This window comes from Streptomyces sp. TM32, from assembly GCF_004122755.1.
Classification (GTDB): Bacteria; Actinomycetota; Actinomycetes; order Streptomycetales; family Streptomycetaceae; genus Streptomyces; species Streptomyces sioyaensis.
In genome coordinates this window covers 1-17,837 of the sequence record NZ_SDIG01000007.1, presented here as the reverse complement: position 1 = coordinate 17,837, position 17,837 = coordinate 1, and the positions used below count along the sequence as shown (strand labels likewise).

General features: G+C 70.1%; 15 protein-coding genes. 11 read left to right on the top strand and 4 right to left on the bottom strand.

Going from position 1 to position 17,837, the window contains the following annotated elements; translation table 11 throughout:
* The first annotated feature begins 8 nt into the window (after positions 1 to 8).
* The 6 genes from EST92_RS03055 to EST92_RS03030 all read left to right on the top strand — a co-directional run bounded on the left by EST92_RS03055 (position 9) and on the right by EST92_RS03030 (position 7,163).
* Positions 9 to 1,112, top strand: a complete 1,104-nt coding sequence (locus EST92_RS03055; RefSeq protein WP_129279413.1) for an SIS domain-containing protein — start codon at positions 9 to 11, stop codon at positions 1,110 to 1,112.
* A 46-nt stretch (positions 1,113 to 1,158) separates the two neighbouring features.
* Positions 1,159 to 2,241 carry a pyruvate dehydrogenase (acetyl-transferring) E1 component subunit alpha gene (pdhA, locus tag EST92_RS03050; protein WP_129279412.1) on the top strand — a complete coding sequence of 361 codons (1,083 nt, stop codon included), beginning with the start codon at positions 1,159 to 1,161 and terminating at the stop codon, positions 2,239 to 2,241.
* A 15-nt stretch (positions 2,242 to 2,256) separates the two neighbouring features.
* Positions 2,257 to 3,228 (top strand): alpha-ketoacid dehydrogenase subunit beta, encoded by a 972-nt coding sequence (locus tag EST92_RS03045; protein WP_129279453.1) that lies wholly within the window; start codon positions 2,257 to 2,259, stop codon positions 3,226 to 3,228.
* Positions 3,221 to 4,510, top strand: coding sequence for a dihydrolipoamide acetyltransferase family protein (locus tag EST92_RS03040; protein WP_129279411.1), 1,290 nt, complete (start codon positions 3,221 to 3,223; stop codon positions 4,508 to 4,510). The genes EST92_RS03045 and EST92_RS03040 overlap by 8 nt, the downstream gene beginning before the upstream one ends.
* A 58-nt stretch (positions 4,511 to 4,568) precedes the next feature.
* Positions 4,569 to 5,780, top strand: coding sequence for an aminotransferase class I/II-fold pyridoxal phosphate-dependent enzyme (locus tag EST92_RS03035; RefSeq protein WP_254068453.1), 1,212 nt, complete (start codon positions 4,569 to 4,571; stop codon positions 5,778 to 5,780).
* A 222-nt stretch (positions 5,781 to 6,002) separates the two neighbouring features.
* Positions 6,003 to 7,163, top strand: coding sequence for an acyl-CoA dehydrogenase family protein (locus tag EST92_RS03030; protein WP_129279410.1), 1,161 nt, complete (start codon positions 6,003 to 6,005; stop codon positions 7,161 to 7,163).
* Positions 7,164 to 7,354: 191 nt separating this feature from the next.
* On the opposite strand, the gene EST92_RS03025 is transcribed toward EST92_RS03030, so the two are convergent.
* Both EST92_RS03025 and EST92_RS03020 read right to left on the bottom strand, forming a co-directional pair.
* Complete coding sequence (locus tag EST92_RS03025) at positions 7,355 to 8,026, bottom strand: MBL fold metallo-hydrolase (protein ID WP_129279409.1); 672 nt, start codon at positions 8,024 to 8,026, stop codon at positions 7,355 to 7,357.
* A gap of 530 nt (positions 8,027 to 8,556) precedes the next feature.
* On the bottom strand, positions 8,557 to 9,675 hold the full coding sequence (locus tag EST92_RS03020; RefSeq protein ID WP_129279408.1) for an NAD(P)-binding domain-containing protein: 1,119 nt from the start codon (positions 9,673 to 9,675) through the stop codon (positions 8,557 to 8,559).
* 62 nt (positions 9,676 to 9,737) lie between these two features.
* Here EST92_RS03020 and EST92_RS03015 point away from each other — a divergent pair, with 62 nt between their 5' ends.
* The 4 genes from EST92_RS03015 to EST92_RS03000 all read left to right on the top strand — a co-directional run bounded on the left by EST92_RS03015 (position 9,738) and on the right by EST92_RS03000 (position 13,610).
* Positions 9,738 to 10,163: a secondary thiamine-phosphate synthase enzyme YjbQ gene (locus tag EST92_RS03015; RefSeq protein WP_129279407.1), complete on the top strand. Its 426-nt coding sequence runs from the start codon at positions 9,738 to 9,740 to the stop codon at positions 10,161 to 10,163.
* Between the two features lie 105 nt (positions 10,164 to 10,268).
* Positions 10,269 to 10,904 (top strand): ParA family protein, encoded by a 636-nt coding sequence (locus EST92_RS03010; RefSeq protein WP_254068451.1) that lies wholly within the window; start codon positions 10,269 to 10,271, stop codon positions 10,902 to 10,904.
* Positions 10,901 to 11,191, top strand: a complete 291-nt coding sequence (locus tag EST92_RS03005) for a hypothetical protein (protein ID WP_129279406.1) — start codon at positions 10,901 to 10,903, stop codon at positions 11,189 to 11,191. The genes EST92_RS03010 and EST92_RS03005 overlap by 4 nt, the downstream gene beginning before the upstream one ends.
* A gap of 256 nt (positions 11,192 to 11,447) precedes the next feature.
* Entirely contained in the window at positions 11,448 to 13,610 is a 2,163-nt protein-coding gene (locus tag EST92_RS03000) for a SpoIIE family protein phosphatase (RefSeq protein ID WP_129279405.1), read from the top strand.
* Positions 13,611 to 13,652: 42 nt separating this feature from the next.
* Here the strand turns inward: EST92_RS03000 and EST92_RS02995 are convergent, their stop codons facing one another.
* Both EST92_RS02995 and asnB read right to left on the bottom strand, forming a co-directional pair.
* Positions 13,653 to 14,837: a type III polyketide synthase gene (locus EST92_RS02995; protein WP_129279404.1), complete on the bottom strand. Its 1,185-nt coding sequence runs from the start codon at positions 14,835 to 14,837 to the stop codon at positions 13,653 to 13,655.
* Positions 14,838 to 15,297: 460 nt separating this feature from the next.
* Positions 15,298 to 16,848, bottom strand: a complete 1,551-nt coding sequence (gene asnB / locus EST92_RS02990) for an asparagine synthase (glutamine-hydrolyzing) (RefSeq protein WP_216849067.1) — start codon at positions 16,846 to 16,848, stop codon at positions 15,298 to 15,300.
* A 78-nt stretch (positions 16,849 to 16,926) separates the two neighbouring features.
* On the opposite strand from asnB, the gene EST92_RS02985 reads away from it, so the two are divergent.
* Positions 16,927 to 17,697 carry an IclR family transcriptional regulator gene (locus EST92_RS02985; RefSeq protein ID WP_129279402.1) on the top strand — a complete coding sequence of 257 codons (771 nt, stop codon included), beginning with the start codon at positions 16,927 to 16,929 and terminating at the stop codon, positions 17,695 to 17,697.
* Positions 17,698 to 17,837 lie beyond the last annotated feature (140 nt).

The following is a 17,837-nucleotide window of genomic DNA, read 5'->3' as shown; positions in this document are numbered from 1 at the left end:
TAAGTCACATGCAGTCGCGCATGGCACGCTACGAGAACTTTCTCACCAATGAGTACCGGACGGGATTCCTCAAGCCTGAGGAATACTCCCTCGCAGACGTCACCGGCGACCTCCGACTCAAAATCAAGTCGGGGCAGTTCAAGCGGGTCGTGTTCACCGGTATGGGATGCTCCGCAATCGTCTCCGACGTGGTCGCAGCCTTCTTCAACTCGGCTGGCAGCGAACTGGAATTCCACGTCTTCAACGACTACGACTACCGCTATCTGCTCCCGGCCTCGATCATGGATGACGAGTCGACACTCATCATCCTCAGCTCGTACAGCGGCCACTCGAACGAGCCGGTCCACGTCTTCCACAACCTCGCGCACGCCCATGACAGGGTGCTGCTGCTCACCTCGGGCGGGCGGTTGGGCGACCTGGGCCAGGAGGCGGGAGTGTCGATCGCTCGGTGGACGCTGAGCGAGCCGGACCGCGAGTACCCGCTTTTCCACGTCGGCCAGTACTTCGCCATCCTGCTGGACATGTTCCTTGAACTGGGACTGATCGACCAGGACCACCGGCAGGAGACCCGGGAACTCCCCGGGCACCTGGAGACCGACTTCACTGAGGCCCACCGCGAGCTGGCTCGGGTGGTGGCTGAGCGCAGTCGTGACGCCAACGTCATCATGCTGGCCTCCCCCAAGTGGCACGAGAGCCTGCTGAAGCTGGGCAAGATGCACCTCAACGAGATCGCGATGGTGCCGGCGGCCCGGAACTACTTCCACGAGTTCTGCCACAGCGAGGTGGCCACGCTGTCCGACCCGACCAGGAAGCACAGCCTGATCATTTTCGAGGACGACGACGATGACGCTTACACCAGGGCGAAGATGAAGAACCTGGTCGGTCTCCTCACCAGCGACCGCCCGGAGAACCGGAACATCGAGGTCTCCGTGGTCCCCCTCACCGAACCTACCTTCACCCGCAAGTACTTCACCGCGCTCGAACTGATCCAGTACATAACGCTGGACCTCGGCCGGGCCCACGAGACGCGTTCGCGCGAACTGATTTCCGAGGCCGCGGGCAACCCCTGGTACCACGGGGACACCATCCGCGCCGAGGAAGCCGCCGGCTGACTCCCGGATCGCAGGGGACTGCACTGATTGCGTAAGGAGGGCCTTCATGCAGGCCGCACCAACCACAGTCGATCCGGAGCTGGTCGCTCTCCTCACCCCTGAGGGCCTACCGGTGGAAGACCCGCCGTTCGACGTACCGTCGTCACCGGACGAGCTGACCGGCCTGTATGAGTGGATGGTCATCACCCGGGCCGTGGACGCGGAGTTCATCAATCTGCAGCGGCAGGGACAACTGGCTCTCTACCCCTCGTGCAGGGGCCAGGAGGCGGCACAGGTCGGCTGCGCTGCCTCACTGCGCTCCGACGACTGGCTCTTCCCGCAGTACCGGGAACTCGGGTTGTTCCTGATGCGCGGTGTGCCGGCCGCCGCGGTCGGCTCCGCCTGGCGCGGCACTTGGCACGCCGGCTGGGGCTTCCCCGAGCACGCGTGCGCACCGATGTCCATACCCATTGGTACGCACGCCCTGCACGCGGTCGGCGCCGCCATGGCGGCGCCCCGGCTCGGGGAGGACTCAGTGACCGTCGCGTTCATCGGCGACGGGGCGACGAGTGAGGGAGATGTGCATGAAGCACTGAACTTCGCCGCCGTGAACTCCGCACCGTGTGTGTTCTACATCCAGAACAACCAGTGGGCGATCTCCGTACCCCTGTCCCAGCAGACGCGGTCCCCCTCCCTCGCGCACAAGGCCGTGGGCTACGGCATGCCGGGGGTGCGGGTCGACGGCAACGACGTACTCGCCTGCCGGGCAGTGACCGAACAGGCCGCCCGCCGGGCCCGGGAAGGCGGCGGCCCGACCCTTGTCGAGGCGGTCACCTACCGGCTCGGCCCGCACACCACCTCGGACGACCCGACCCGGTACCGCCCGCAGGAGGAGGTGGACCGCTGGGAGCGGCTCGACCCGCTGCCACGCTACCGCCGGTACCTCACTCACCTGGACATCTGGCACACGGAGGTCGAGGACCGCGCGCAGGCGCGGGCCGCGCAGATGTGCACCGAGTTGCGAGCCAGCGTGTTCGACGCACCGGACGTCCCGCCGGAGGAGCTGTTCGCGCACGTGCTCAAGGAGCCCCCGCAGGACCTGCTGGCCCAATCCGACCAGCTCCTCGCCGAGCTGACCCGGGAGGAGTGATCAGTGGCGGCGACCATGGTGGAAGCACTCAATGCGGCGCTGCGTGAAGCCATGGCCGAGGACGAGCGAGTTCTTGTCTTCGGCCAGGATGTGGCACGCCAAGGCGGTGTCTTCCGTGTGACGGAGGGCCTCGCCGAGCGGTTCGGCCCACAACGCTGCTTTGACACGCCACTGGCCGAGTCGGCGATTGTGGGGGTGGCGTTGGGCATGGCGATGCGTGGACTCCGTCCGGTACCTGAAATCCAGTTCGACGGGTTCGCCTACCCTGCGCTCGACCAGATCGTCAGTCACCTGGCCAAGTACCGCAATCGCACCCGTGGGCAGCTTGCGGTTCCGGTGACACTGCGTATCCCGTCCTTCGGCGGTATCGGCGCGGTCGAGCACCACTCGGAGTCCACCGAGACCTTCTGGGCCCACACCGCCGGGTTGCGAGTAGTGGCGCCCGGCACGGCGGCCGACGCCCACACGTTGCTCCGGCAGGCCATCGACTGTGATGACCCGGTGCTCTTCCTGGAACCCAAGCGACGCTACTGGGAGAGCGGTGACCTGCTTGCCGACGAAGCGCCGGCGGACCTGGCACGGGCGATGATCCGCCGAACCGGGAGGGATGTCACGGTCGTTGCCTACGGTGGCACCGTCGGCACCGCCCTCGAGGCCGCGGAGACCGCCCGGCGCGAGCACGGGTGGGAGCTGGAGGTGGTGGACCTGCGTTCGCTGGCACCCCTCGACTTCCCCACCATCGCCGAATCGGTGTCGCGCACCGGACGCTGCGTCGTGCTGCACGAGGGGCCGCGCACGCTGGGGCTGGGGGCAGAGATCGCGGCCAGGGTGCAGGAGGAATTGTTCTGGGACCTGGAGGCTCCCGTGCTGCGGGCCACGGGATTCGACACACCGTATCCGCCGGCACGATGGGAGAAGGCATGGCTGCCAGGTGTGGACAGGCTGCTCGACAGCATCGACCGATCGTTCGGGTACGCCCATGACTGACGCCCTGACGGATAACGCGGCCCGGGAATTCCTCGTACCCGACCTGGGGGAGGGGCTGGTCGAAGCGACCGTGGTCGAGTGGTTGGTGGCGCCGGGTGACTCAGTTACGGTCAACCAGCCCCTGTGCTCTCTCGAAACGGCCAAGGCCGAGGTGGAGATCCCCTCCCCGTTCGCCGGAGTCGTTCTGGAACGACGCGGTGAGCCAGGAGAAACCCTCCTGGTGGGAACACTCCTGACACTCATCGACACCGCACCGGCCGGCGACGCCGGCAGCGAGGACGGTGCTCACTTACCAGGGACGGAGCCGGGGCCGGTACTCGTCGGATACGGCACGGACCGGGGCACGGCAGCCCGAGGGCGCAGCGTCCGTCGGCGCCCTGCTCCCCGGCGTCCGGAGCCGACCGTGACGGACACCGGACGCCCCCGTGCCAAGCCCCCCGTGCGACAGCTCGCCCGCGCGCTCGGCGTGGACCTGGCTTCCCTCGGCAGGGGCTCGGGCCCCGCGGGAATCATCACGCGTGCAGACGTCCATGCGGCCGCGGACTCCCTCGCCACGGGGGCCGCCAAGGGCCCCGGAACGGAACCGGCGGCGCACACCCTTCCGGTCCGCGGTATCCGGGCGCGAGCAGCCGAGCGCATGGCGATGTCCCGCCGGGAGATTCCCGACGCACACTGCTCCGTCACCGCCGATTTCTCCCGCCTGCTGGCCCTGCGCGACGGGCTGCGGGCGGGGTCAGGAGCGGAGCAGGCCACCCCCTTCGCACTCCTTCTGCGGCTCCTGACGCTGACGCTGCGCGACCATCCACGGCTCAACGCCTCCTTCGTCGAAGAAGGCCCGGCGGTGCGCACGTACGACGCGATACACCTGGGCATCGGCACGGCCACCCCGCGTGGCCTGGTCGTGCCGGTGGTCCGCGATGCCCACACGATGTCCACCGCGGCGCTGACCGAGGAGACGGCGCGGCTGGCGGCTGAGGCCCGCGAGGGCACCCTCGGCCCCGGGGAGCTGACGGGCTCCACCTTCACCGTCTCCAACTTCGGTGCACTGGGGCTCGACGAAGGAGTGCCGGTCATCAACCACCCCGAGGCGGCGATCCTCGGTGTGGGTTCGATCCGGCCTCGTCCGTACGTCCTGGGAAAGGACGCGCTCGTCGTACGGCCCACCGCGAAGCTCACCTGCGCCTTCGACCACCGGGTGTGTGACGGCGCGGAGGCCGCCGCCTTCCTGACCGCGCTGCGTGACCTTGTCGAATCCCCCGAGACGGTCCTTCTGCGGATATGAGACAGGGCCGAGACGACGAGCACCACGTAGGAACGGACAAGGAAAGGACACCGCAACAGTGCCCCTAGCGCAGACTCCCTCGGACACCCCTGTCCTCCGCAGGCCCAGGGCCGACCGTATCCAGCACTTCCGGCCGTCCGTCTTCACCGAGATACGTGAACTCGCCGAGCGGCACGGCGCCATCGACCTGGGCCAGGGCGCGCCCGGACTGGACGCCCCCACGGCCCTGGTGGACGCCGCTGCATCGGCCATGGCCGCAGGACACAACCAGTACCCTCCGGCGGCAGGACTCGGCGAGCTGCGCAGTGCGATAGCCGAAAGCCGGCTGTGCAGCACCGGGGTCCGGTACGAGCCGGACCGTGAAGTGGTCGTCACCGCCGGAGCGACCGAGGCCGTCGCAGCCGCGCTCCTCTCGCTGTGCAACCCCGGGGACGAGGTCCTTACACTCGATCCTTGCTATGACGCCTATTCGGCCGCCGCTTCGCTGGCCGGCGCCAGGCTCGTCGCCGTTCCGCTGGCCATGGAGGGCGACCGGTTCGTGCTGGACGAGGCCGCGTTGCGGGCCGCGGTCACCCCGCGGACACAGGTACTGCTGCTCAACACACCGCACAACCCCACCGGCAAGGTGTTCACCGCTGCGGAACTCGCCGTCCTGGCCCAGCTGTGCCTGGACCACGGACTGACCGCCGTCACGGATGAGGTGTACGAACACCTCGTGTACGACGGCGGAAAGCATCACTCGCTCGCCTCGCTCCCAGGCATGCGGGAGCGCACGCTCACCGTCTCGTCCGCCGGCAAGACATTCAACGTCACCGGCTGGAAGGTCGGCTGGGCCTGCGGACCGGACTGGCTGGTGGAATCGGTGCTCTCCGTCAAACAGTTCCTGACCTTCGCCTCCGGCACACCGTTCCAGGCTGCTGTGGCGGGCATGCTCGCCGACGTCGAGGCGTGGGCAGCGCAGTTGCGAGGCACTCTGCAGCACCATCGTGACCTGCTGCGTACCGGCCTTGAGCAGGTCGGAATGCGTACCTACCGCGGCGAAGGGGGGTATTTCCTGCAGGCGGACGTGCGGGGCGCGGGATATACGGACGGGGACCAGTTCTGCCGGGAGCTGCCCCTGCGGATCGGGGTCGCGGCCATTCCCTCTTCCGCCTTTCGGCACGGTGCCGACAACACGGGCCCGGACTGGCTCGTCCGCTTCGCCTTCTGCAAGTCGGCCGAGGTGCTGCGCGAGGCCGCAGCGAGGCTGGCCGGACTGCGGAAGGGCTGACCCGCCTACCGGGTGGGCCGGGCCAGGGGGGCGGATGCGTGGCCGTCCCCGCCCGGTTGCCCCGCCCGCACCACAGCAAGCACGTCAGTGCTCGGCGAAGCCTGACGTCGGGAGCCTGGGCCGGATGTCGGCCGGCCACAGCGGCCGATCGCCGGCGCTTCCCGCCGCCGGCCTCGTCCGCGCTGCACCGCCCACTCACTCTCCCGAGGATCAGTGATCAGCATGGACCACCGTCTCAGCCCAGAGCTGGAGCAACTCCGCCGCACCGTACGGGAATTCGCGCACGACATAGTCGCGCCGAAGATCGGCGACTTCTACGAGCGGCACGAGTTCCCCTACGAGATCGTGCGCGAGATGGGCCGTATGGGCCTGTTCGCTCTGCCGTTCCCGGAGGAGTACGGGGGCATGGGCGGCGATTGTCTGGCGCTCGGCATCGCCCTGGAGGAACTGGCTCGGGTGGATTCCTCGGTGGCGATCACCCTGGAGGCCGGTGTCTCGCTCGGCGCGATGCCGATCCATCTCTTCGGCACGGAGGAGCAGAAGCGGCAGTGGCTGCCCCGCCTCTGCGCGGGCGAGACGCTCGGCGCGTTCGGCCTGACGGAGCCGAACGGCGGCAGTGACGCGGGCGCACCGCACACCACGGCCCGGCTGGACCCGGACACCGGCGAATGGGTGATCAATGGCACGAAGTGTTTCATCACCAACTCGGGCACGGAGATCACGGGGCTGGTGACCGTCACCGCCGTCACCGGCCGCAAGCCCGACGGCGGACCGCGGATCTCGGCGATCATCGTCCCGTCCGGCACACCGGGCTTCACGGTCGGCGCGCCCTACTCGAAGGTCGGCTGGAACGCCTCCGACACCCGCGAACTGTCGTTCTCCGACGTCCGGGTGCCGGCGGCCAACCTGCTGGGTGAGGAGGGCCGGGGGTACGCCCAGTTCCTGCGCATCCTGGATGAGGGCCGCATCGCCCTCGCGGCCCTGGCGACGGGGCTTGCCCAGGGCTGTGTGGACGAGTCGGTGAAGTACGCGAAGGAGCGGGTGTCGTTCGGCCGCCCGATCGCCTCCCACCAGGCCATCCAGTTCAAGATTGCCGACATGGAGATGAAGGCCCACACGGCCCGGCTGGCCTGGCGCGACGCCGCCTCCCGGTTTGTGGCGGGCGAGCCCTTCAAGAAGGAGGCGGCCCTGGCCAAGCTGCACTCCTCCACCATCGCCGTGGACAACGCCCGCGACGCCACCCAGGTGCACGGCGGTTACGGCTTCATGAACGAGTATCCGGTGGCCCGCATGTGGCGCGACTCCAAGATCCTGGAGATCGGCGAGGGCACCAGCGAGATCCAGCGGATGCTCATCGCAAGGGAGCTGGGCCTGGAGAGCTGAGCCCAGCCGCGCGCACGATCCCGGCCCTGCGTCTGCACGGCGCGGGGCCGGGCCGTCGGCCCTCGAATCGGATCACCGACCCGCGTTCCCGAGATGGCACCGCCGGCCGCCGGACACCGGGGACCTGCCTGTTCCCGAGCTATGTGCCTATGAGGGGGCGGCCTGACGGTGAGCCGAAAGGCCGACCGTCGTCACCTCACTGCGGTGGCCGCTTCTTGCAGGGCGGCCGCCGCGCCGTGGACGAGGGGATCGCCGTGCCCGAAGACCGCCGTGTCGGCCTCCAGCTTGGCCATTCGGTGCAGCGACTCGATGGCCCGGGGGCGGTCGGTGTTGAAGACACCCAGCATCGTTTGGCCGACGTTGGCGACCGCGTCACCGGTGAACAGCACGCTCGGACCGGGCAGGTGGAGTGCGATCGACCCATCCGTGTGCCCAGGCACCGCGACCACCACCGCCCCGCCGCCGAACTCCAGGACATCGCCGTCCTCCACCTCTCGGTCCACCAGGCACGGTGGTGCCACTGGCAGGCGCGGAAGCGTCGCCCAAATCGGCACCTCGAACTCCTCCAGCACCGGCGGCGTCCCGGCCACCTCCCCCTGAATCACCGGCGCTTCCAGCCGATGCGCCAGCACCTCCGCCCCGTGCCGGGCGGCCAATTCGGCAGCCGAGCCCGTATGGTCCTCGTGCCAGTGCGTCAGCACGATCCGCCGAAGCTCGTCGTCAAGGGCTCCCTCGATCTCCGCCGCGCACTCCGCCGTCCCGGTGTCGATCAGGGTCAGCTCGTCACCGTCCCGCCATAAATAGGCCGATCCCACCGGGAATCGGAGCATGCGCAGCTTCGGCAGTACCTCGATCACATCCATGCCCTCAGTCTGCGCGGTCGCCCTCGCGGCCATCCGGTAGTTCGCTCACGGCTCACCGCCACCCCGACCGCCACCAGCAGTACACGATCCGCGAGCGCCCGCCGCCGGGGCCGGCCTCGCTGGGCGTGCGCGGGCCCGCCGGCGCCCGCGGGCCTCACGCGTCCGGCACCACGCGAAGGCGCCGCCCCTCCAGGGACAGGTAGGGGCGGCGCTTCGAGGCGGGGTCGGTCAGACGAGCCACCCCACAAAGTGGAGGATGTTCGCGATGAAGTTGGTGATGAGGTCCATCGAGGCTACTCCTTTGACGTGGGAGTCAACTCTCCGGTCCAGCAAGGGGGTTCGACCGGAGGCGCCGGTAACGGTCTGCAGCCCGTGGCTTGCGCCTCGTCATCATTGCCCGTTGCGGTGAGTCAATTGAACCCCACAACTCTTCGAGCATGCGTGTCGTCGAACGTGCGCGCCCGGGCCCTCGCGTTCGCGTGGACGGGGCTCTTCGCGGTGCCCTCGTGACGACAGTGCACGAACGCACCTCATGCGGCCGGACGCCCGGCCAATTCCCCCTCCTCACGGGCAGGTTGTGCATCACCATCGAGCAGCCGGCGGATGTCGCGGACCGCGGCACGCCCCGCCCGGTTGGCGCCGATGGTGCTCGCCGACGGTCCGTAGCCGACGAGGTGCACCCGCGGATCGCGCAGGGTACGGGTGCCGTCCATCCGGATCCCGCCGCCCGGCTCACGCAGCCGCAGCGGGGCGAGGTGGTCGAGCGCCGCACGAAAGCCCGTCGCGTACAGGAGCACATCGGCCTCGACCGTACGGCCGTCGGGCCAGACCACCCCGCCGGGCGTGAGGCGCGCGAAGAGCGGCAGCCGTTCCAGCACGCCGCTCGCCCGGGCCCGCCGGATCGCCTCGGTCATCGGCAGCCCCGTCACGCTCACCACGCTCCGCGGCGGCAGCCCCTGCCGCACCCGCTGCTCCACGAGCGCGACCGCGGCCCGGCCCTGCTCCTCGCCGAACGGTCCCTCCCGGAACACCGGCGGCCGACGGGTCACCCACGTCGTGGCGGCGGCGACCGGCGCGATCTCCAGCAACTGCTGGACGGCCGATGTCCCGCCGCCCACCACCACGACCCGCGCACCGCGGAAGTCCTCCGGCCCCTTGTACTGCGCACTGTGCAGCTGACGGCCGGCGAAGACGTCCTGTCCCGGAAACCGTGGCCAGAACGGCCGGTCCCAGGTCCCGGTCGCGTTGATCAGCGCCCGCGGTGCGTAAGCGCCCTCGGACGCCTCGACCAGCAGCCGGTCGTCGGCGCCCGCCCGCACCGCCGTCACGCTCACCGGCCGGTGCACCCGCAGCCCGAAGGCCTGCTCATAGCGGTCGAAGTACCCGCCGATCACCTCGGACGACGGGCGCTGCGGATCGGCGCCGGTCAGCTCCATGCCCGGCAGTGCGTGCATCCCGTGCACCTTGTCGTACGTCAGCGTGGGCCACCGGAACTGCCAGGCCCCGCCGGGGCGCGGGGAGTGGTCGAGCACGACGAAGTCCCGGTCCGGTACCCAGCCGGCCCGCCGCAGATGGAAGGCCGCGGCCAGACCCGCCTGCCCGGCACCGATCACCACGACCTCGACGTCACGCACCCCGAAGTGGTTCATGCTTCACCCAACCCGGGAGGGGCCGTATGTCTTCCCGGAGACGCCCGTACGAAAATGGCCGCATGAGCGCCGCATTCACCACTCGCACCCTGGACATCACCACCGGCACGACCGAGGCCGTCGCCGACCTCACCGCCGACTGCGCCGAGTTCCTCCGAGAGCACGCGGACGGCCGGGACGGCCTGCTGAACATCTTCGTGCCGCACGCCACAGCCGGCATCGCCGTACTGGAGACCGGCGCAGGCAGCGACGAAGACCTCCTGGCCACGCTCCACGACCTGCTGCCCGCCGACAACCGCTGGCGCCACCGGCACGGCAGCCCCGGCCACGGCCGCGACCACGTTCTGCCGGCCCTCGTCCCACCCCACGCCACCCTCCCGGTCGTGTCGGGCCGGATGGCACTGGGCACGTGGCAGTCGGTCTGCCTGGTCGACACCAATGTCGATAATGCCAACCGTCAGGTGCGGTTGAGTTTCCTCGGCCAGTGAGAGGACTGGGTGCCCGCCGTTTTCCACTCGCGTGCGGGTGAACCACGAAGCCGCGTCCTCGTGTCGGCCGAAGCCGGATGATCGTGCCCGTTATCGTCAGCTCTCGTGCCGTTGAGCTGCGCGTTTGTGAACCTCAAGCCCGGCGTCGGGAAGACGACGAGTGCGGTGTGGCTGGCCCATGCGCTTCATGAGTCGGGACTGTCGCCGCTGCTGGTGGACGGTGACCCGGCCGGTTCCGCGCTGCGCTGGAGCGAGCTGGCCGGTGGCTTTCCGTTTCCGGTGATCGCCCTGCCGGTGGGGGACGTCCACCGTCGCGTGAACGACTTCCTCGGCGACCGGCAGGCCGTCGTGCTCGACGCGCCCCAGCTGGAGGACCATGCCCGCATCACCCGCAGCATCATGAGGTACGCCGGCGAGTGGATCGTGCCCGTGACGCCCGCCCCCATCGAACTGGACCGGATGGCACCCATCCTTACCGAGATGGCGGACGTGCAGTCCCTGCGTGCCGAACCCGCCCGCACGGCGGTCCTGCTCAATCGCACCAACCGTCCCGATGCCACGCGCACCGGGCCCGATGCCGACGCTCGTGAGGCACTCGGCGAGCGGGGTTTCGAGGTGCTGGACACCCAGATCGCGCGGCTCGACCTCTACGCCCAGTCCTTCGGGAACCCGGTCCAGGCCAAGGGCTCGGCGTACATGGACTTCGCGGAGGAACTGATCAAGCGTCAGGATGAGGAATGAGCCAGCGCAAGGACAACTACCGCGCCGCATTGCGGCGCGAGCAGAATGTCTCGGTACCCCGGTCCGCCAATGTCACCAGGCTGAAGAGCAGATACATCCGGGTGACCGTCGAGGTCGATCCCGACCTGCGAGGCGATCTGACGCGATGGATGGGACGGCCGGTCTCCTCGGTGGTGTTCGCCGGCGCGACCGTCCTGCGTACCCTGGCCGCCACCGCCGGCTGGGTCTCTCGGCCCGGACGCCCGGCTGCGTCCGCTCCGTGTGAGGTTCCGGATTCGGGTCGCTGACCAGGTGGCTCGCACGGCAGGGCGGCGCTGACCGAGGTAGCCGTCACGCAGCGAAGGCCCCCGGCAGGGTGAGCACGGCCCCACCTGCCGCGGTGTTCCGTTCGCTCACTGTCCGCGTTCACTGTGCGATTCGCTGGTGTGGGCGAAGCGACCCACGGTGTTATTCAATGAAGGGTGTGGTCAGGGATCTCGGGCCCCGTCGCACGGGTCCGAGTACGGCCCCGGCGCTGTGCCGGGGATTGCTGAGAGAGCCGGCATGGACTCGACACCCTCGCGCTCGTCCTCTTCGGCGTTCGACCTGGTCAGCAGCGCCCTGGGGCGCTATATCCCACGCCGCGGGGCGGCAGCGGCCGCCGGTCCCGCCGACGCGCAGGGCGACCGCACCACCCGCCCACGTGTACCCGACAACCAGGCAGCCGGCCGTCAGGATCAGATTCTCGGTGCGGTCAACCTGGACCGGGATCTGAACATCACCCGCTGCAATCTGGACGCCCCCGTGTTCGCGGGTCTGGACGCCGTGGTCGGGAGTCCCTTCGCCGATCTCCTGCCCCCGGGGGACGTACCGACGGTCACACGGCGGTTGCGGCAGGTATGGGAGACCGGTGAGGCGCACGTCGCCCGGATCCAGCGCCTGCGGCGCAGCGACGGGTCGGAGCTGGTGGTCTCGATGAGCATCCTGCCCGCCGCGGTGCCGCAGGAGGGCCTGACCGTCTCCGTGATCGCCATGGCCAGGAGGCTGCACCTGTACGCCGCCGAGACCGCGATCGGCACCTCGCTGGACATCGGGGACACCGCACAGTCGCTGGCGCAGTCCCTGCTGGCTTGGGGAGACGTGGCTGCCGTCGACCTCGACTTCGCCGTGTGGACGGGCGAGGGAGTCACCGGGCAGGGGCAGGGGCGCATCCGGCTGCGGCGGGCGGCCCTGGTGCCGGACCGGGCGTGGCCCGAGGGCTACGTGACTCCGGGCGACGATCTTCCCAGCGACGCGAGTCGCCTGCTGGCGCAGGCGGTACGGCGGGACGACGCTCCGCAGGCCATCGTCATACCCGACCGGGAGGCGGTCGAGCGGGTATTCGGCAGTCCGCGGGTGATGCGTGCCCTGGTGCCCGGCGACCGGGCGGCGGGTGTGGCGTGCATACCGCTGGTCTTGGACGGCTCGCCGCCCGTCGTGCTGGGCGTGGCGGAGGTCTGGCGGCGGGCGGACTGCCCCTTCCACGACAGCGAGCTGTTCGACCTGCAGGAACTGGTGGCCAGGACCGCCCATCACGTCGACCTGGCCCGTCAGCACCAGCGCGAGCACACACAGGTGCTGGCGTTGCAGCGCCGGCTGCTGCCCCGGACCGGCGGCGACACCGTCGAGATCGCCAGCGTCTACCAGCCCGCCACCCCCGACAGCGCGGGCGTCGGCGGTGACTGGGTGAACAGCTTTCCGCTGCCGGACGGCCGTACCGCGCTGGTGGTCGGTGACGTCGTCGGGCACGGCCTGGGAGCCGCGGCGACCATGGGCCAGCTGAGCATGGAGGCCCGGGCGCTGCTGTCCGCGGGGCTCGCGCCCGACGAGGTACTGGAGCACCTGGACGAAACCGTGACGCTGATGGACGACGCGGAGTCCGGGCTGGCGGCCGGCTACAGCGCCCTCGGGTCGACCTGCTGCATCGCCCTCTACGACCCGGTCAGCCACCGTGTGTCGCTGTCCAGCGCGGGCCACCTCCCCCCGGTCCTGGTCTCGCCGGACGGGCACGCGGGCCCGCTCGCGGTCCGCCCGCACCCCGGCCTGGGCGCCGAGTTCGCGCTGCGGGAGCCGTTCGAGGTGCGCACGTTCGGCGCCCCCGCCGGCTCCCTGCTCGTCCTCTACACCGACGGCCTGGTGGAGGATCCGGACGTGTCGATCGACGAGGGCATCAGCAGGCTGGCGGACGCCGTGTCCAGGGTGCACCCCTGGGACGCCCTGCAGCAGGCCGCACGGCAGGTCGTCTCCGCGCTGGCTCCCGGGCGCCAGCGCGACGATGTGACCCTGCTGCTCGCGCGGATGGTCGGCTACCGCAAGGGGGACACCGAGACCTGGCGGCTGCCCGCCCGCGACGACGCCCCCGCCCGTGCCCGCGCGCAGGCCTCCGTGCTGCTGCGGCACTGGCGCACCAGGGACGACACCCGGGACAACGTGCTGCTGGTGGTCAGCGAGCTGGTCACGAACGCGGTGCGCTTCGCCACCGGTCCCCTCACGGTACGGCTGATCAGGGCCGGTCACGGCCTGCTGTGCGAGGTGGGCGACACCGGCAACGGCAGGCCACGTCTGGGCCGGGGCGGCCTCTTCGACGACGGCGGTCGTGGCCTGCACATCGTGCACAGGCTCACCACCCGGTGGGGGGTGCGGTGGACGGACACCGGCAAGGTGGTCTGGGCAGAGGTCGCGGGGTGACGCGGACGGCCCGTTTGCCGGTACGGGTGGCGCGGGCTCGGGCTACAGCCACTTCCCTTCCAGGGCGGTGGCGGTCAGGCCCGGTGCGGCCGCGTACAGGACGGCGCGGCTGCCCGACTTCTGCCCGGCGTCGTGCGCCCGCCGCAGGATGTCGAACACGGCGGCGCCGCCGCGGTTGCCGCTGGTGTAGCTGTCCCGGCTGTAGTCCAGCAGCCCCGACGGCCATGCGTCGGGCATCGTCTTCTCCATGTACTCCAGCACCCGGGTCCCGCCGGGGTGCGCCAGCAGCACGTCGGGGTGCCAGGCGTCGGGGTCGTCCTGGTAGCGGACGCGCAGCCACTCCCACATCGCTGCGACCGTCTCCTGCACGGCGCGCGGCCCGCGCCGGTCCATCACGAAGTGGGTGCCGTCCGCCCGGGTGTCCAGGCGGTGCAGATCTTGGGTGCCGGGCAGGGTGTGGTGCCAGGTGGCGTCCAGCCGCAGCACCGACTCGCGCCTCGGGCGGCCCGTGACCACCGCGGCGACCGCGGTGTCGGCGAACAGCAACCGGACGATCAGGGACTCCAGAGTGTCGTCCGTGGGCTGGTAGGTCGTGCTCAGCGCCTCCGCGATCACCACCAGGACCACCCGGTCGGGGTCCGCGGCCACGAGATCCGCCGCCAGCGCCAGGGAGCGGGTCCCCGCTATGCAGGCCCACTGCGTGGCCGGCAGCAGCAGCACGTCCTTGCGGAGCGGAAGCTTGTTGGCCAGGGCGACGTCCAGACCCGGCAGCGCCGGGGTGGTGGAGTGGCTGGTGATGACGCAGTCGATGTCCGCGGCGTCCAGCCCGGCGATCTGCAGGGCCCCGCGCGCCGCACGCTCCCCGTAGGACTGCACGGCCTCCCAGGCCGGCGCGGTGCGCTCCTGGACGGTCTGCGGCCCGGGTATCGCCTCAAGTGCGGTGATCACGCGGTCCGCGTCCTGCTGGGTGAACCCGTCGCGTGCCAACGCCTCTTGGGCCGACTCGATGCTGACACCCCGCAGGCCGCCGCCATTGCCGGGTGCGACGGCGGCCTCCAGCGGCAGCATCCACCCACGTGTCTCGATGCCCGTGCTGGCCGCGATGCCGTCGATCCGCGGCGCCCACGCCGCGTGTGGATGCCGATCGCGCACCTCCGTCACGATGTCGCTGGTCTCCACGGTGTGCTCGCCGTGTATGACGGCAGGAGGACAGAGGTAAGCGGCCATAAGGAGGTACCTTCCAGGGCAGGGGGGAATGTCCCGAGTGCTGTGGCATGAGTCACTTTGAGCTTTGTGCCCAAGAGTTCCGATAGGTGCCACTTCGGGGTGCGGTATCCGTTTCGAGCATGGACACCAAAGGGACATTTACGCTGTGATGCACGCAACTTAAGCGGCTTTTGGGGTGCGTGACACGGCACACACCGCTGACACACGAGCCCTCGGAGCGGTTCCGCAGGTCCTACCTGACCTACCGTCAGCCAGGAGTTCTGGTCAGGGCTGGGCGGCGGACCGCGAACGCTGCCGGGCACCGCACATGCACCGGCGACGTCTGCGCGATGGATGCTGCAGTGCTGCCGCTCGCGACCACCGCCTCGGCTGGAGAGCGCGTGGCGGCCATTGAGAGCCGACCCGCGTGATTCTTACGCCGGCGCGAGCAGGAATCGGGGAAGGTGCATCGGCCCGAATGTCAGGCCGTGGCGAACCTCGTCAGTACGGCCTCCGGCCGTACGTCCGGCAGTGCCCGCCGGAAGGCCCGGTAGTAGGCGGTCTCCTCCGCGGTCCGCAAGCCCATCTCCGACGCTTCCGCATCGGAGACCCGGTCGTGGTCACCGGCTCCCGGTCGCGGTGCGAGCACGTCCTGTGCGCCGCTGCCCGTACCGAACTGCACCTTGCGGCGCCAGAGCAGATGCTCGGGCAGCCAGCCGGTGAAGGCCCGGCGCAGGTGCCCCTTCTCCATGCCGTCCGGTTCGAGCCCCTTCAGCTCCGGCGGCAGCGACACGGCGTGCGCGATGACCTGCGCGTCGAGGAACGGAACGCGTGCCTCAAGGCCGTGGGCCATGGTGACGCGGTCGCAGCGCTGGAGGTTCAGGCCGTGGAGGTCGCCGATGGTGCGGGCCAGTTCGGCGTCGAGTGCGGCAGGGTCGGCGTGTGCGCTGTGGTAGTAGTCGTACCCGGCGAACAGCTCGTCCGCGCCCTCGCCGGTCAGTACCGCCTTGACGTGCCGGGAGGCCAGCTCCGAGAGGAACCAGTTGGGCACGGCGCTGCGGATGAGGCTGGCGTCGAAGGACTCGACCGCGGCGACGACCTGGTCCACGACGGCGGTCGCCTGCTCGGCGTCGAAGACGGCCTCGTGGTGTTCGGTGCCGAGGAATGCCGCCGCCTCGCGGGCCGCGAGCAGGTCGGGCGAGCCGTCGGTGCCGACGGCGAAGGTCTTCAGCGTCTTGCCCCGCTTCGCGTATTCGCGGGCGGCGATGGCGGCGACCACGCTGGAGTCGAGCCCTCCGGAGAGGAACACGCCGACGTCGACGTCGGCCATGAGGTGACGGCGTACGGAGTCCACGAGGACCTCGTGGGTGGCCTTTTCGGCGATCTCGGGCGCCAACTGCAGCCAGTCCTCGGCAACTTCGCCGCCGGGTGCGCCGACGCTCGGGACGGCGTGGGCGAACCGTACGAGGCCGGCCTCGGGCGTCCAGTAGCAGCCGGGCGGGAATGCCTCGACGGCGGGCTGGACTTCGCGCGGGAAGGCGCGCAGCTCGGAGGCGAACCAGAGGGTTCCGTCCTGCTGTGCCCAGTAGAGGGGCTTGATGCCGATGCGGTCGCGGGCGGCGACGAAGCGGCCGTCGGGGGTTGCGGCGCACAGGGCCCACATGCCGTGGAGGCGGTCGAGGGCGGCGGGGCCGTACAGCTTCAGCAGGGCGAGGGCCGACTCGCTGTCGGAAGAGGTGGCGAAGCGGGCGGCCTCGCCGAGGTCGGCGCGGATGTCGGCGTGATTGTAGATCTCACCGTTGCAGACGAGGGCCCAGCCGTCCTGCCGGCCGAGGGGCTGCCGACCGCCGTCGAGGTCCACGATCGACAACCGGGTGTGACCGAGCCAGGCGGAATGCCCGAGGAGCCAGTGGTCACTTTCGTCGGGACCGCGGTGCCTGATGCCGGTGAGCATCTTCCGGCCCGCGGCGCAGGTATGGAGGGGATCGGAGTCCTTGGAGGACTGGTGGTAGATCGCAGCTATGCCACACATGCAGGTCGACATTACGTCATCGGAGCGCATGCAGCAACTACTGTTGCGCTATACGCACGGTTGGGGGAAGGTTGAGCTGTGAGTAACGACAGCCTCAGTAGCGTCAAGCGCGCCCTGGAAGTCCTGCGTGCCCTCGGGCAGGGGCCGATGCGGGTGCAGGCGATGGCACACGCGATCGGCAGAGAGAAGACGCAGGTCTCGCGCACCTTGAAGGTGCTGGCCGAAGAGGGTTTCGTGGTGCGTGACCCCGAAACGATGGAGTACCGGCTGGGCTGGCAGTTCTTCGCCCTTGCCGCCGCGGCCGAGGAGAATCCGCTCCGGCACGAGGCACCGCGCGTGCTGCGCGCCCTCGTTCAGCAGCTGGGCGAGTCGGCGCACCTCACGACGCTGGCCGGGAACGCGGCGGTGACGGTGCTGTCGGAGCGCCCGGTCCGCACGCTGCAAGTGCACGAGCGGGTCGGCCAGACGTCCCCGCTGAACTGCACGTCCTCCGGACGCGCCCTGCTGCTGGGCCTGCCGGACGACGAGGTGGTCGCGCTCTTCGCCGCCGCGGACGCGACGGGAGAGCCACTGCCCGGCAGCGAGCGCGCACCCCGTACCGTCCCGGCCCTGTTGGAGCGACTTCACGAGGAGCATCGGGCCGGCTACGTGGTGTCCATCGAGGAGCACGAGCCGGGCATGACCGCGGTGGCGGCGCCCGTACGCGACTTCCGTGGTGCCCCGGTCGCCGCTGTCAACATCTCGGCCCCGACGATGCGGCTGCCGCCGGAGGCGCATCCGCCCGTGATCGAGGCGGTGCTGTCGGCCTGCAAACGCCTGTCGGAGACGCTGGGCTACGCGAACCACTAGGGTCTGTCGTTTGGATCAGGCCGAGCCCGGCCTGATCCAAACGACAGACCCTGGAAGCGCCACGGTCTGTCCCTCGGCCGATACCGCGCGCCTGTCCCACGGCTCGTGCCGCAGGCACTTAAATATCGGAGCGTGACTAG

Coding starts and splice junctions, on each gene's coding strand:
- EST92_RS03025 (WP_129279409.1), bottom strand. CDS start 8,026: ATGGATGTGATCGAGGTACTGCCGAAGCTGCGCATGCTCCGATTCCCG.
- EST92_RS03000 (WP_129279405.1), top strand. CDS start 11,448: ATGGACTCGACACCCTCGCGCTCGTCCTCTTCGGCGTTCGACCTGGTC.
- EST92_RS03030 (WP_129279410.1), top strand. CDS start 6,003: ATGGACCACCGTCTCAGCCCAGAGCTGGAGCAACTCCGCCGCACCGTA.
- EST92_RS03020 (WP_129279408.1), bottom strand. CDS start 9,675: ATGAACCACTTCGGGGTGCGTGACGTCGAGGTCGTGGTGATCGGTGCC.
- pdhA (WP_129279412.1), top strand. CDS start 1,159: ATGCAGGCCGCACCAACCACAGTCGATCCGGAGCTGGTCGCTCTCCTC.
- EST92_RS03005 (WP_129279406.1), top strand. CDS start 10,901: ATGAGCCAGCGCAAGGACAACTACCGCGCCGCATTGCGGCGCGAGCAG.
- EST92_RS02995 (WP_129279404.1), bottom strand. CDS start 14,837: ATGGCCGCTTACCTCTGTCCTCCTGCCGTCATACACGGCGAGCACACC.
- EST92_RS03015 (WP_129279407.1), top strand. CDS start 9,738: ATGAGCGCCGCATTCACCACTCGCACCCTGGACATCACCACCGGCACG.
- EST92_RS03040 (WP_129279411.1), top strand. CDS start 3,221: ATGACTGACGCCCTGACGGATAACGCGGCCCGGGAATTCCTCGTACCC.
- EST92_RS03045 (WP_129279453.1), top strand. CDS start 2,257: ATGGTGGAAGCACTCAATGCGGCGCTGCGTGAAGCCATGGCCGAGGAC.
- asnB (WP_216849067.1), bottom strand. CDS start 16,848: ATGTGTGGCATAGCTGCGATCTACCACCAGTCCTCCAAGGACTCCGAT.
- EST92_RS03055 (WP_129279413.1), top strand. CDS start 9: ATGCAGTCGCGCATGGCACGCTACGAGAACTTTCTCACCAATGAGTAC.